13 protein-coding genes are annotated in these 12,307 nt (G+C 48.0%); 2 read left to right on the plus strand and 11 right to left on the minus strand.

The genetic code is table 11. The annotated features are described in order from the left end of the window. Nucleotides 1-4 precede the first annotated feature (4 nt). The 5 genes from ACFPK9_RS06070 to ACFPK9_RS06090 form a co-directional block, all read right to left on the minus strand. Nucleotides 5-592: a Maf family protein gene (locus ACFPK9_RS06070; RefSeq protein WP_377093935.1), complete on the minus strand. Its 588-nt coding sequence runs from the start codon at nucleotides 590-592 to the stop codon at nucleotides 5-7. Continuing rightward, complete coding sequence (locus tag ACFPK9_RS06075; protein ID WP_377093936.1) at nucleotides 592-954, minus strand: hypothetical protein; 363 nt, start codon at nucleotides 952-954, stop codon at nucleotides 592-594. Before ACFPK9_RS06075 ends, ACFPK9_RS06070 begins: the two co-directional genes overlap by 1 nt. Nucleotides 955-995: 41 nt before the next feature. Continuing rightward, nucleotides 996-1,610: a transcriptional repressor LexA gene (gene lexA, locus ACFPK9_RS06080; RefSeq protein WP_377093937.1), complete on the minus strand. Its 615-nt coding sequence runs from the start codon at nucleotides 1,608-1,610 to the stop codon at nucleotides 996-998. An 89-nt stretch (nucleotides 1,611-1,699) separates the two neighbouring features. Continuing rightward, nucleotides 1,700-2,542 (minus strand): DUF4339 domain-containing protein, encoded by an 843-nt coding sequence (locus tag ACFPK9_RS06085; RefSeq protein ID WP_377093938.1) that lies wholly within the window; start codon nucleotides 2,540-2,542, stop codon nucleotides 1,700-1,702. A gap of 76 nt (nucleotides 2,543-2,618) precedes the next feature. After that, nucleotides 2,619-4,412, minus strand: coding sequence for an Hsp70 family protein (locus ACFPK9_RS06090; protein WP_377093939.1), 1,794 nt, complete (start codon nucleotides 4,410-4,412; stop codon nucleotides 2,619-2,621). Nucleotides 4,413-4,558: 146 nt separating this feature from the next. Here ACFPK9_RS06090 and ACFPK9_RS06095 point away from each other — a divergent pair, with 146 nt between their 5' ends. Both ACFPK9_RS06095 and ACFPK9_RS06100 read left to right on the plus strand, forming a co-directional pair. Further along, nucleotides 4,559-4,753 carry a hypothetical protein gene (locus ACFPK9_RS06095; RefSeq protein ID WP_377093940.1) on the plus strand — a complete coding sequence of 65 codons (195 nt, stop codon included), beginning with the start codon at nucleotides 4,559-4,561 and terminating at the stop codon, nucleotides 4,751-4,753. A gap of 150 nt (nucleotides 4,754-4,903) precedes the next feature. Beyond that, nucleotides 4,904-5,239 carry a hypothetical protein gene (locus tag ACFPK9_RS06100; protein ID WP_377093941.1) on the plus strand — a complete coding sequence of 112 codons (336 nt, stop codon included), beginning with the start codon at nucleotides 4,904-4,906 and terminating at the stop codon, nucleotides 5,237-5,239. Between the two features lie 97 nt (nucleotides 5,240-5,336). Here the strand turns inward: ACFPK9_RS06100 and ACFPK9_RS06105 are convergent, their stop codons facing one another. From ACFPK9_RS06105 to ACFPK9_RS06130, 6 genes are all read right to left on the minus strand, one after another. Further along, nucleotides 5,337-6,389, minus strand: a complete 1,053-nt coding sequence (locus tag ACFPK9_RS06105) for a hypothetical protein (protein WP_377093942.1) — start codon at nucleotides 6,387-6,389, stop codon at nucleotides 5,337-5,339. 1 nt (nucleotide 6,390) lies between these two features. Then, on the minus strand, nucleotides 6,391-7,497 hold the full coding sequence (locus ACFPK9_RS06110; protein ID WP_377093943.1) for an HlyD family secretion protein: 1,107 nt from the start codon (nucleotides 7,495-7,497) through the stop codon (nucleotides 6,391-6,393). A 3-nt stretch (nucleotides 7,498-7,500) separates the two neighbouring features. Beyond that, complete coding sequence (locus ACFPK9_RS06115) at nucleotides 7,501-8,160, minus strand: ion channel (protein WP_377093944.1); 660 nt, start codon at nucleotides 8,158-8,160, stop codon at nucleotides 7,501-7,503. Nucleotides 8,161-8,165: 5 nt separating this feature from the next. Further along, on the minus strand, nucleotides 8,166-9,701 hold the full coding sequence (locus tag ACFPK9_RS06120; RefSeq protein WP_377093945.1) for an efflux transporter outer membrane subunit: 1,536 nt from the start codon (nucleotides 9,699-9,701) through the stop codon (nucleotides 8,166-8,168). Beyond that, nucleotides 9,701-10,810, minus strand: coding sequence for an AI-2E family transporter (locus tag ACFPK9_RS06125; RefSeq protein WP_377093946.1), 1,110 nt, complete (start codon nucleotides 10,808-10,810; stop codon nucleotides 9,701-9,703). The genes ACFPK9_RS06120 and ACFPK9_RS06125 overlap by 1 nt, the downstream gene beginning before the upstream one ends. A 196-nt stretch (nucleotides 10,811-11,006) precedes the next feature. After that, nucleotides 11,007-12,296 carry an NAD(P)/FAD-dependent oxidoreductase gene (locus tag ACFPK9_RS06130; protein WP_377093947.1) on the minus strand — a complete coding sequence of 430 codons (1,290 nt, stop codon included), beginning with the start codon at nucleotides 12,294-12,296 and terminating at the stop codon, nucleotides 11,007-11,009. Nucleotides 12,297-12,307 lie beyond the last annotated feature (11 nt).

Raw genomic sequence — 12,307 nt, forward strand, 5'->3', positions numbered from 1 at the left:
AATATTATTCTGACAGTTTTCCCTCAGGCTGCAATCCGAAAGCAGCTAATTGCTCACCCACCATTTGCTGCGGTAAACCAACGACATTGGAAAAATCCCCATCCACTCTCTCAATAATCATCTTCCCACACTCCTGAACAGCATAACTCCCCGCTTTATCCATCACATCAACTCTTTGCACATACGCGTCGATCACCGATCTATCAATGTCTTTAAAAACAACTTGAGTCACCGCGTGAAATGACTTCACGTGCTCCCCTTCGATAAGGCACATCCCTGAGCACACCTGATGAGTCCTCCCTGATAGACGTTCTAACATAGCGACCGCCTCTTCTTTATTGTTGGGCTTACCCAAAGGTTCATCATCTATATAAACAAGTGTATCACCTCCCAGCACCACAGCATCAGGATATTTGTTAGCGACAGCCCGTGTCTTTATCTCCGCATTGCGCTCACAAAGCTCAGTCAATGAAATGTCATTTCGATGCTCTTCCTCGGCATTCGATGTGATCACTTCAAAGTCAAAACCCAATTCCGCTAACAACTCCTTACGCCTTGGTGACCCAGATGCTAGTATCAATCGCTTTTTCATTACCTATATTCTTCAATATCTATGACTGGCCCATTCTGACTATCAATCTTCGATGCGTCTCGCCCACAAGAAGGACAACGTAAACCGCCTTCTATTCCACCCATATTTTCAATCTCACACATCTCTAAAAACAAATCAGCCTCGCAATGAGGACATACCGCTCGGTGGGAAAAATACACCTCCATTACAGGGCGCACAAGTGCCACGCATAGCATCACCACGAAAACCGCCCATGCCGCCGCCAATCCAGCAGCAGCGAGTACGCCGCCACCTGCAATTGCTACCAATAAGGTCGTCTTCCAGCTGCCGTGCACACGACGCCGAAGCTGGGCACAACGAGTAAGTGATGACGGTTTTTCCACGCCCCTTCTCTAACACAGCATTCAGATGCTGTCGTTGATTTTTATGCTGCGTTGCGCAGTAAAGCCACCATCACACCTTGAATAATCAACTCACGTGCAGGAATGAGATCAGGAAACATCTCGTTTTCAGCGCGTAAGAACGGCTTCCCATTCTCGATCACATAACGCTTCAATGTCGTCTCTCCATCAATCAAGGCCGCCACCACATCACCTCTTCGTGGTTCACGAAATTCCAAAACTACAGTATCTCCATTGCAAATATGCGCATCAATCATCGAATCACCACGCACTTTCAGAGCAAATGTCCGCGCATTTCTGGGAATTCCTAAACTGCGAATATCAATCGACAAACAGCCTTCTTGCTCCTCCTGCGTGTCTTGAGCCATCCCCGCGGCAATCGAGCCATACACAGGGATATCTACGATTTCCTCGCGGTCTAGCTCCTCTACCAGCGCCACCGCCCTCGCTTTCCCTGGGATGCGTTGAATCACACCTTTCTTTTCCAGAGCTCGCAGATGATTCATCGCAGCCGTTTGACTTGCAAACCCAAAAAACTCCTGAATATCCCGACTCGATGGCATTACACCAGTCTCGCGCATCTCGCGCTTCAGATAATCATACACCTCAATTTGTCGCTTCGTTAACTCCTTACTCATAACTTGAACACTGTTCTTGAGAACATAGTGCGAATTTTATGAGCTAACGACAAGAAAAATCTCTAGGCTCCTTGAGCCGATTCTCTAATCTACTGGCTTTGCTCCATCTCAATCTGACGCTCAGCTTCTTGCGCTTTATCTCTATAGTATGTTGCTCCATTCATTAAAATGGGAGCAACTATTGAAAGTATGATGTATAGAATGAAAAATACACGTACCACTTTCCCCGCTGTATCAAGCTGCTTATGCTCATGGTAACCTGCTGGACAGCCGATCATGCGATAAGCCAACCAAATGTTAGCAATGGGAATGAAAGACCATAGATAATTCCAGCGAGACATCGCCAAGTTCTGAAGTCGCGAAAACGCAAACACAATCGAAAGTACTACGGCAATCACCACCACTGCAAACAATCCGAGCAACATCCCTCCCGCCATCGCGTCATTAAGTCCCTCAACACCTGCTGCAGAAGAAAAACCGCCGACTACGACCAAAAGAAAAATGACAGCTCCTACCGTCGCCACATACAGAACGAAATTCCATAAAAAATAGGCAAGTCTCCCCATCCCTGGATAATTCCCAGCACGTCTCTCATTCAGTGCATCTTGTAATGCGTTTTCAGCACCCGGTGACGCATAAGGATTCTCCGCTGCACGGGCCGCTGCCACCTGCGATGGTGGTACGATGTTCGACATCGAGGAATCTGCTGTCTGAACTGCACTTGGCGGAGGCGGCGCTGCTGCCGACTTTGGGGCAGACACTTGCAATGCTGGCACTTCGTGCACCTTCACCCAATCTGACAAGCCTGGTCCCCACACTAGATCCGTTGATGGGTCAATCTTCCCATGCTCTATGGCACTCTGCAGAACCTCTAAAGTAACTGGCCCCTGCTTCTCCCCATGCTGGCTATAGTACCAAACTTGATCACTCATAATTTGCCGCGCACACTACACCATACAATCTACTTTTGGGAAGAAAACAATCAAACTAAGTTAACATCTGCTGGGATTACTCCTCTAACTTTTTCATCAGTGCTGCCTCCATTGCCTTCTCCACAAGGATCGCCGCCATGTGCTCGGTCGCTTTATCAAGTTTCTGCACCGCCGATTTAAGAACATTTGCATCATCACCCTGCAGCGCATCACGCACTAAAATTTCAGCATTCTGAATAAGTTTGAGATCTTCCTCTTCCATGTCTTCCCCCACTTGCGCCAACCCCGCTTCCACGGCAGGCAACAATTCCTCAGCCTTCAGTTTCGCCTCCGTGAAAATGCGCTCAGACATATCGTCAAATGCGTAATCCACACTTTCGCTCACCATCTTCTCGACATCCGAGTCATCGACATCCACCGCTGCACTATCAATCTCTAGCACCGTATCCTTGTGCGTGACCGTATCGCGAGCCAACACCTCAAGAATACCATTTTCATCGATAGAAAATTGTACCCCCAAGCGCGCTTGCCCCTTCGGAGCCGCTTCAAACTCCACATCGACTTTCCCTAATTCCCAATTATCTCGAGCCATCTCACGCTCCCCCTGCAGCACGCGCACCCGCATATTTTTCTGATTAGCTACCGCATTAGTGAACATTTCACCCGCTTTACAAGGAATCGTCGTATTCCTCGGAATCAACACATTCATTAAGCCTCCAAAAGTCTCAATTCCCAAACTCAAAGGAGTCACATCGAGCAACACAATCTCACGCAGAGCCCCCGACAAAACCCCTCCCTGAATCACCGCCCCAAGCGCCACCGCCTCGTCTGGGTGCTGGGATACATCGGCAGCCTTCTCGAAAACACGCTCTACCAACGCTCGCACAGCAGGAATCCGCGTCGAACCTCCCACTAATACCACAGCGTCTAATTCCTCTGCCGCATTTTTCACCCCAGCATCATTCAACACACGCCGACAATGTGCCTCTGTGCGACCAATCACCCCTGCTACCACTTTTTCAAAGACCTCACGACTCACAACCTGCTCAATATGCATTCCCTCCCTGAAAAAAGGAATCCGTAGCACCGCTTCCTCATCTGCAGACAGCTGTTCTTTCACAAGCTTCGCCGCATCGATCAATCTCTGCCGCTCCGCTGAATCCAGCTCTGAACCATTTCCCCACTGATCCCATACCCAGAGCGCCAAGGCTTCATCGATATCATCCCCACCTAGTTGGGTATCACCATCCGTCGCCAACACCTGAAACACACCATTGCGCATTTCTAAAATAGAAATATCAAAGGTTCCACCGCCGAGATCATAAACCGCTACCCGCGCCTGCTCACCTAGCTTATCTAAACCGTAAGCCAAAGCCGCTGCTGTTGGTTCACTGACGATCCTTACCACTTCTAAGCCCGCAAGCTCACCAGCCTCCTTCGTGGCATTGCGCTGCGCATCATTAAAATACGCAGGAACCGTAATCACCGCCTTCTCCACCACTCGCTCCAACTGCATTTCTGCAACTTGTTTAAGCTCTCTTAAAATTTCAGCACTCACCTCCTGCGGCGATCTCCCTGCAGCCAAAACCCCTCCATTCTCAGCTTCACCCAGCGGTACGCAATACTCATCACCTTCTACCTCCGAATATCTTGCTCCCATATAACGCTTAATACTCGTGACCACTTCCGCCCCAGCTCCTCTTCGACGCATAGCAGCACGCCCCACACTCACCTCTCCATCTGCTCCATAACTCACCGCACTTGGCATAATCCGCTCCCCCTCTCGGTTCGCTAAAAGAATCGGAAAACCACTTTCCACAACTCCTACAGCTGAATTAGTAGTACCCAGATCGATGCCAATAATATCCATGCACATTGCTAGCCTCTCACGCCACTCTTTCAAGTATTAATAACCAGTCTCAACAAGACTCTTGAAAATGAGTCTCAACACCAACAAAACCCTTATAAATAAAGGATTTGACAAGATTTACCTTATTGAGATAAGGTCTAAGCATTATGAGTGATACAGCAACAAAAACAAAGACATGCGCAGCTTGCGCATACTGGGACTCTGCAGACAACACCAATGGTAGCTGCCGCCGTAGCTCCCCACAAACTGTCGTCTTTGAAGTCAGCTCTGAAAAAAGCATCCAGACCGTCTTCCCTGTGACTTCCGCCACCGATTGGTGCGGAGAGTATAAAGCTAAATAAAAAGCTTCGAGATTTTCACACGACAAAGCCCTGCAGTTCAGTCTGCTGGGCTTTTTTTCTGTTAGCGAAAAATCTTGCTATTGAGACCCAATCTCATCTAAACCATCTTGCGTGAAGCAACACCAAGAAGCAATAACCCACATCGACAGCATGATTCAGAGCATTCCTGATCAAATGGATACTCTCTTGGACATGCGTCTCGCCCTCATGAACCAAGGCGAACCTGGTCACTGTATCAGCGCCTACTTCCACCTCCGCAAACACCTTTCAGGCTGGCACCTGCAACAACTTCACACTCTACGCGATTTATTAGAAACACGCATTCAAATCGACATCGTCATTCACGATGCTCAAGAGCGTCAAAAAGCCTGTCTAGCACTCGGCGACAACTACACTCTCGAAGACTACTGCCAAGAGCAAATGCGCCAGATCGCGCTACGAAACAAAAAAGCTGAAAACATCCACATGCGCTTCAGCTGGGCGTAAACACCTAAACCGGCCAAGTTCCTATCTTCTAAGCGGACTTGGCTCTTGAATACATCTCTATCCCGCACTCGCTTCTCAGTGAGTTGCGGGATTTTATTTAGCCAACAGTTGGCTTTGACAACAGTCGCCAAGAACGTCTCCGTCCCCTTCTTTGCATCCAATGCTCGATCACAACAATCGATAAAATACAAAACAGCCCTGCGAAGATGACCTGAGCAATCCTCAAGTAAAAGCTCGATCCCGCACTGGAATCCACGCCGGTGGAACTCCCCAACAACACCAAAAACGTAGTGAATCCCGAGCTCCATATCGCCGCATTCGCCTTTCCTGAGTTGATCTTCTGAGCAAAGAACAAGCAAAACGCCAGCGATAGAATCAACAAGAACCAATAACTCGGCACCGCGACCAATAAATTATACGCAACAATAATCGCCACTCCCCCAATAAAACACGACTTTGAATTATTCGTCATCACTTTGAGACTCGCATGCGTACTCGGCGCCCCAGCCATCATACAAATGTACATCATCGCCAACGAATACTGCACTAGATTCAAACTGAAAAAGAGCAGCACCGCGGTGGTGGAAACGAGGGTAGAAACCAAGGCTAAACGCGCACGTTCCTCGCGTGGAGGAATCGGCTTCGGAGCTGGTTGCTGAGGTTTCGCAGCATTTGGATCAACCCTCGCCATCCCATTCGGCAGCAACCAATGGAAAAACCAAGTGATGAAAAACCCCACTAACAAGTCGAACAAAATAAACATCGCCACGTAATGCGAAGCCACAGTGGCCTGTAATCCAATGATCGGCACCATCGTCGCTCCAATCATCATAAAAATGGTCGAAAGCGGCGGCGCCTTCGCATCATTGAAAAACACGTAAAAAAAGAATAACCCGTAGAACGGCACACACACCAACGGGAAACGTAGAAAAAACTCACTAATCACCAAGCCAATCAATAATCCCACCCACAAGCGCTTGATCACCTTAAATGCCATTGGCCAACCCATCCACGGCAATGGCATACTCAGAAACATCGCAACAAACAACGGAACCATGTACGCCATCGGCCACGCCACACCATACGAAAAAGCAATGGAAGCAGTCACCGCCAAACTCAGTCGAAGAGCGCGAACCTGAGGTAAACTCATCTTAGTAAATGTGTGAGAAGAAGCTCACCAGCGAGATCCACACCTTACCCACTGCGTTAAAGAATTCATTTTCGCCCGTGTACACAATCACATTCGCCTGTCCACCAGCCCGCAAGAAACCTTTTCCTTCTCCCTCCTCAAAATCAATAACCACAGGGAAATGCTGCGCCTCGCGTAACCAGCCTTGCGTCGTTTTTACCGTGGTCAAGCCTCCCACTTGGTTGTGAGTATCATCAGACACCCCCCAACCAACACTGCGAATTTTCCCTTTAAAAACCTTTCCTGGAGCTGCATCGAGAACGATATCCACAGCATCTCCCTCATCAATATTCGCCAAACTATTCTCACGCATATCAGCCTGGATCCATACCTCTTTGATTGAAATAAATGTCATCACCGGAGCGCCGGGATTAGCATAATGACCAACATCGATCATAAAATTAGTAATGATCCCATCTGAGGGTGCTAGGATGGTGGCACGAGCGAGGTCGAGCCGCGCATTTTCTAACTGAGTTAGAGCCGACTGAATCTTCGCGTTGTCTTGCCCACTCTTACCAAGATTGCTCTTCGCACGCTCAAGCTCAGACTTCGCACTCGCCAGCTGCGCTTCACTTGACTTTATCCGCGAGCGCGCATCGTCAGCTCGTGAGAGCGATGCTGCTCCTTGGGTCGACAATTTAATAATCCTCTCCCCCTTCACTTTGGCATTCACTAAATTCGCCTCAGCCTCAGCCACCTTTGCCTGCGCTGTTGAAACTCCAGCAGTATCAGCATCAGACGATTGACTCGCTTGCTGTAAGCTCACTTCCGCCTGCTTCACCGCCAATTCATACTTTTCAGAATCGATCTCGAGCAGCTTTTCGCCCACTTTAACAATCTGGTTATTCGTCACGTACACCTCAGAAACTCGTCCAGACACTTCAGCTGCGATAGGCACAACATAAGCTTCAACACGCGCATTCGCCGTATACGGCACATACTTATCACTGAAAATATGTCCAAAGAACAACACCACCAGTGTGATAACTGTCACCGCCGACCATAACTTAATCGGGTCGCATTTTTTCTTTGCTTCACCTTCAGCAGGCTCCTTTTCATGATCTGACATAGTCTAACTTTTTGATTTTTTCTGGCGCAGCGGCTTCCCGTACATCCCCACAAGCCACGCCACTAACACCGCTGTGTAAAATTGCCCAATAATTGCTTCCAGCTGACAAAGTGACGACGCCCCAAGCGTCTGCGGAGTAATGTCACCATATCCCAGCGATGTCAGTGTCACCATACTGAAGTAGTTAAACACGTGGACTTTAGATTCTACAGACCCTTCTAACAAAGCCCCCGAATAAGAATTCGGGTCCAGTGCATAAATAAAATTATACGCAGTACCCCACAGCAAGCCTATGATCAAATACGTACATAAACTCCCTGTGATTACCTCTCCTGTCACCTTCTCTTCAGCCATCAACTGGCGCACGAAGGAAACCAAAATCATTGCATAGAAAATGACGAAAAATGCGAGAGCTAGCTCACGACTGAACTGGACTAAATTATACACTCCCAACCAATATAGAATCAAAGCGGGACCCAACCAAATCGCGGCAAAAGGACGTTTCTCTCCACGCTGAGCAGTGCGGGCTGCAAACAGCAATACCAATGTCAGCCATAAATTCACCGCAGTCGCAGCCATCGTGCCCGGTGGTAAAAAAGGACTCACTACTATGTAGATAAGTAGAGCTACCAATAAGCGCGGAAAACCTCGTGTAAATCGCATCAGCTCTATCCTTTCGCGTTTCCACTCACCTCGACCGGCTCAGGGACTTCTAAAAACTTCCCCCAATCAGTACGCTGCAGCATCTTTTGGCGCGTTTCTAATGGAATCGCTTCTGCCCGGTCACGCATTTCCCAGCCACCGCCGAGAGCCTTATACATCGCTATAAAATCAGTCGCTATCGTACCTCGCACTTCCGCATATTGATCCTGACGTTGAGTCAACGAACGAATCGAATCTAGCACACGTTGATAGTCGGTAAGGCCATCCTTATACTGAATCATCGAAATATCAGTAGAGCGCTCAGACGTTTCTACACCTTGACGCAAGAACTCAGCTTCCTGCTTAGTGTGAATGAAGCTTGTCATCCCATCCTCCACCTCACGCGCCGCATTCAGCACAATGTTCTGATAAGCCGTTATCACTTGCTCAAAGCGTGCATCTTCCACTCTCACCTTGTTCTTAATCCTACCATAATTCAAAATATTCCAACGGAAACTAGGTCCAAAGCTAAAGCCCGAATTATCCCCATTGAAAACATCGTCTAATGAACTACCAGCAAAATCATTAGCGCTGGCTCCGAGAAAACCTACAAGTGTGAAACTCGGATAAAGATCAGCTTTGGCAATCCCGATCTGCTCACTCTGTGCTATCGCTAACATTTCCGCTCTGCGGATATCTGGACGGCGTCTCAATAAATCAGCTGGCACTCCCACCCCAGCCTTCACTGGCGCGACCGGAATCCCCTTGCCTCCTTTTAGTTGTGACCTGATAGAATCAGCATCCTTCGCTAACAACACTGACAATGCATTGTGTAATTTATAAAGAGTCGCTTGGAACCTAGGGATTTGCGACTGAGTACTCGTCAGCAAGGTTTTAGCCTGCAACACATCAAGCTCAGTCACCGTGCCAGCTTCAAACTGAAGCTCAACAATATTCAACGACTTCTCCTGAAGCTCCACATTCTTGCGAGCAATCGCAATACGCTCTTCAATCGTCCGCACATTCACATATGTCGTCGCCACTTCGGCTGTCAAACTCGTGAGAATGTCATCGAAATCCGCCACATCCGCCAACAAACTCGCATCTGCAGAGTTCACCGACTTTCTAAACTTCCCCCAAAAATCCAACTCCCACGCAGCATCAAATCCAAACGATGTCGTATTCAAATAAGGATTCCCTCCACCAGGTGCACGGGTACGATACAGATCACCGCCCAGAGCTTGGCTCTGCGGAAACATCGAACCTTCAGCAATTCCTAAAATCGCTCGCGATTCGAGAATCCTCAATGCCGCCGACTTCAACGATAAGTTCTGACCATACGCATCCTCTACTAACAAATTAAGCTGAGGATCATTAAATTGCTTCCACCACGACAAATTAACTCTCGATTTTTCACCTTTCTGCAAACTGTGATCTTCAGTATCCCAAGTTTCCTCAATTGGAGCAACTGGAGCCACATATTCAGGCCCCACCATACAGCTCGCCCCCATGATCGGTAGCAAGCTCACAATTTTGACAATATTCCTACCCGCGCGCGCCATTACTCAGCCACCCCCTCATCAAACTCCGTAGTTCCTGATAGATGCAATTCCTTCTCATTCACCCAAGCCATAAAAATAGCATAAGTGATCGAAAGAACTACAGCGCCCACAAACAACCCAACGATGCCAGACATGATCATTCCTCCGATAGCTCCTAACAATATCACCAACATCGGCGTATCCACACCACGCGCCATTAAGATAGGCTTCAGCACTCCATCACTCGCACTCACAATGAACGAATACACAAGAAAGATCACCGCTGGTACTGTGTCGTATTGCGTAAATGCATAACCAGCAATAGGCCCGAGAACCAAAATGGGGGGAAGCTGCACAATTGCACAAATCAATACTAACACACCCCAAACTCCAGCCGCAGGAATCCCCATAACTAACAAACCAATCGTTGCCAACACTGCTTGAATCACCGCAACACCAATCACTCCAGTCATCACACCACGAATCGTCGCAATCGTAAGTTTAGTAAATTCCTCACCGCGCTCACCTGCAAAACTACGGGCAATCTTACGCGTCACCGAAAACCCCTTCTCAGGGCTAATTAACAATACTGCAGCAATGATAAAGGAAATCGCGAAGTGCAAAACCCCAGATAACCCACTCCCGATCGTTGCCACCAACTTCGTAGCAGCATCTTGCGCAAGTGGGGCCGTTGCCTTCAAAGCCGCCTTAAAATCTGTCGCAGCTAAATTCCATATCTCACTCACTTTTTTACCCACAACTGGTATCTCTTCAACTCTCGACGGAGCTTCTTTTAAGAAATGTGCCTCGTTTTGCTTTAGATCACCAGCGACGTTTTGCACCACCTGAACAGATGATTCGGCCAAGGTGAACACAGGTAAAATGAGAACTGCCACAGCTGCTACACCAAACCCAATACATACAAGCTTCCGCTTACCGCCACACATCTTCGTTATTTTATCAATCAACGGTGAAAACGCTACAGCGATGATGATCGCCCACAACACAAGCATCACAAACGGTTGGATAATTTTGTATGACATCACCACCAACAGGCTGATCAAAAATATTTTAACAGCAGCATCGATTGCATTTCTTACAAATGCCTTATCACTCTCAGTAGGTTTCATAAATGTTAGAGGAATTAACCTAACACTAGTTAGGCGATTAAAATCAACAACTATGCAATAGGCAAGATAGGCTAACCATACAAGAGCATTCTCAAGACAAGCATGCCACAAGCTGAGGCCTCCTTTCTCTCCAGAAAAAATGCCGAGCCCTCTAGGAGCTCGGCATTACTTGAACAGTTATTCTTTAGCAGTCGCCTTATCTCTTTTCGGAGTCATCAGACGCTCTGTACTCGAACACACGCACTCCTGGTGCATTCGTTACGTAGTTCCATAACCAGTGAATAAACACACTCAGCTTAGAGCGGAAATCAACGAGGAACAGAATGTGAATGAACAACCAAGCCAACCAAGCGATGAAACCTTTCAGCTGGATCTTGCCAAATTCAACAACAGCGTGGAAACGGCCAACAATTGCCATCGAACCCTTATCCCAGTATTCAAAGCCTGGACGCTCGAGACCTTCATTGCCTGGAATTGCCTCATTCACAAGAAGCTTCCCGATGAAGCGACCCATTTGTGAAGCCGCAGGAGCGACACCAGGTACTGGTACTCCTTTAACATCTTTCATAAAAGTCACATCACCGGCGACAAAAATCTCTGGGTGGTTTGGCAGCGCAAGACAAGGCTCAGGAGTCACTTTACCTGCACGATTTCCCTCAACAGGAAGCTTAGATACAATACCTTCAGCCTCCACACCCGCAGCCCATAAAATAGCACCAGCCTCTAACACTCCATCTTTGGTAATTACCTGACCTTCTTTAATATCAGTCACCATCGTGTTTACCAAAACCTCTACACCGAGGCTTTCCAAACGCTTGTGAGTGTATGCGGAACTTTCTTCTTCATACGGCGGCAATAAGCGAGGGCCCGCTTCGATCAAAACTACCTTCAAGTCACTCGTATCGATACGGCGGAAATTGCGCTTCATAGAACGTTGAATCAATTCAACAAAAGCTCCTGAAAGCTCAACACCAGTTGGACCACCACCCACGATCGCGATCGTCATCAAGCGTTCGCGCTCAGCCTCATCATCGATCAGTTCAGCTCGCTCAAGATTCTTAAGAACTCTCTGACGAATCCCATAGGCCTCTGCCAATGTCTTCATCCCGATAGTGTGCTTAGCCCAATGATCATTCCCGAAGTAACCAGTCTTCGCACCCGCTGCGACCACAAGAGTATCATAGTCATACTGATTCCCACTCTTACCATGGACAGACTTACCGTCAGAATCAATTTCAATGACCTCATCCATCAACACCGTGATATTTTCCGCATCCGCTAAAATACTTCGAAGCGAACGAGCAATATCATGAGACGGGAGTGTGGCTGTCGCTACTTGGTACAGCAACGGTTGGAATAAGTGATGATTGGTGCGGTCAATAAGGGTGACCTCAAAAGTCGGCTTATTCGCAAGCTGCTTAGCACATTCTAAGCCAGCGAATCCTCCGCCAATAATCACTACTTTTTTCACTACAGGATCTGCCATGCGCTGGCTCT

This window comes from Rubritalea spongiae, assembly GCF_042652385.1.
Lineage (GTDB): Bacteria > Verrucomicrobiota > Verrucomicrobiia > Verrucomicrobiales > Akkermansiaceae > Rubritalea > Rubritalea spongiae.

What these genes read in the sequence shown, in the direction of transcription:
- ACFPK9_RS06070 (WP_377093935.1), bottom strand. Translation starts at nt 592, where the DNA reads ATGAAAAAGCGATTGATACTAGCATCTGGGTCACCAAGGCGTAAGGAG.
- lexA (WP_377093937.1), bottom strand. Translation starts at nt 1,610, where the DNA reads ATGAGTAAGGAGTTAACGAAGCGACAAATTGAGGTGTATGATTATCTG.
- ACFPK9_RS06085 (WP_377093938.1), bottom strand. Translation starts at nt 2,542, where the DNA reads ATGAGTGATCAAGTTTGGTACTATAGCCAGCATGGGGAGAAGCAGGGG.
- ACFPK9_RS06090 (WP_377093939.1), bottom strand. Translation starts at nt 4,412, where the DNA reads ATGGATATTATTGGCATCGATCTGGGTACTACTAATTCAGCTGTAGGA.
- ACFPK9_RS06095 (WP_377093940.1), top strand. Translation starts at nt 4,559, where the DNA reads ATGAGTGATACAGCAACAAAAACAAAGACATGCGCAGCTTGCGCATAC.
- ACFPK9_RS06100 (WP_377093941.1), top strand. Translation starts at nt 4,904, where the DNA reads ATGATTCAGAGCATTCCTGATCAAATGGATACTCTCTTGGACATGCGT.
- ACFPK9_RS06105 (WP_377093942.1), bottom strand. Translation starts at nt 6,389, where the DNA reads ATGAGTTTACCTCAGGTTCGCGCTCTTCGACTGAGTTTGGCGGTGACT.
- ACFPK9_RS06110 (WP_377093943.1), bottom strand. Translation starts at nt 7,497, where the DNA reads ATGTCAGATCATGAAAAGGAGCCTGCTGAAGGTGAAGCAAAGAAAAAA.
- ACFPK9_RS06115 (WP_377093944.1), bottom strand. Translation starts at nt 8,160, where the DNA reads ATGCGATTTACACGAGGTTTTCCGCGCTTATTGGTAGCTCTACTTATC.
- ACFPK9_RS06120 (WP_377093945.1), bottom strand. Translation starts at nt 9,701, where the DNA reads ATGGCGCGCGCGGGTAGGAATATTGTCAAAATTGTGAGCTTGCTACCG.
- ACFPK9_RS06125 (WP_377093946.1), bottom strand. Translation starts at nt 10,810, where the DNA reads ATGAAACCTACTGAGAGTGATAAGGCATTTGTAAGAAATGCAATCGAT.
- ACFPK9_RS06130 (WP_377093947.1), bottom strand. Translation starts at nt 12,296, where the DNA reads ATGGCAGATCCTGTAGTGAAAAAAGTAGTGATTATTGGCGGAGGATTC.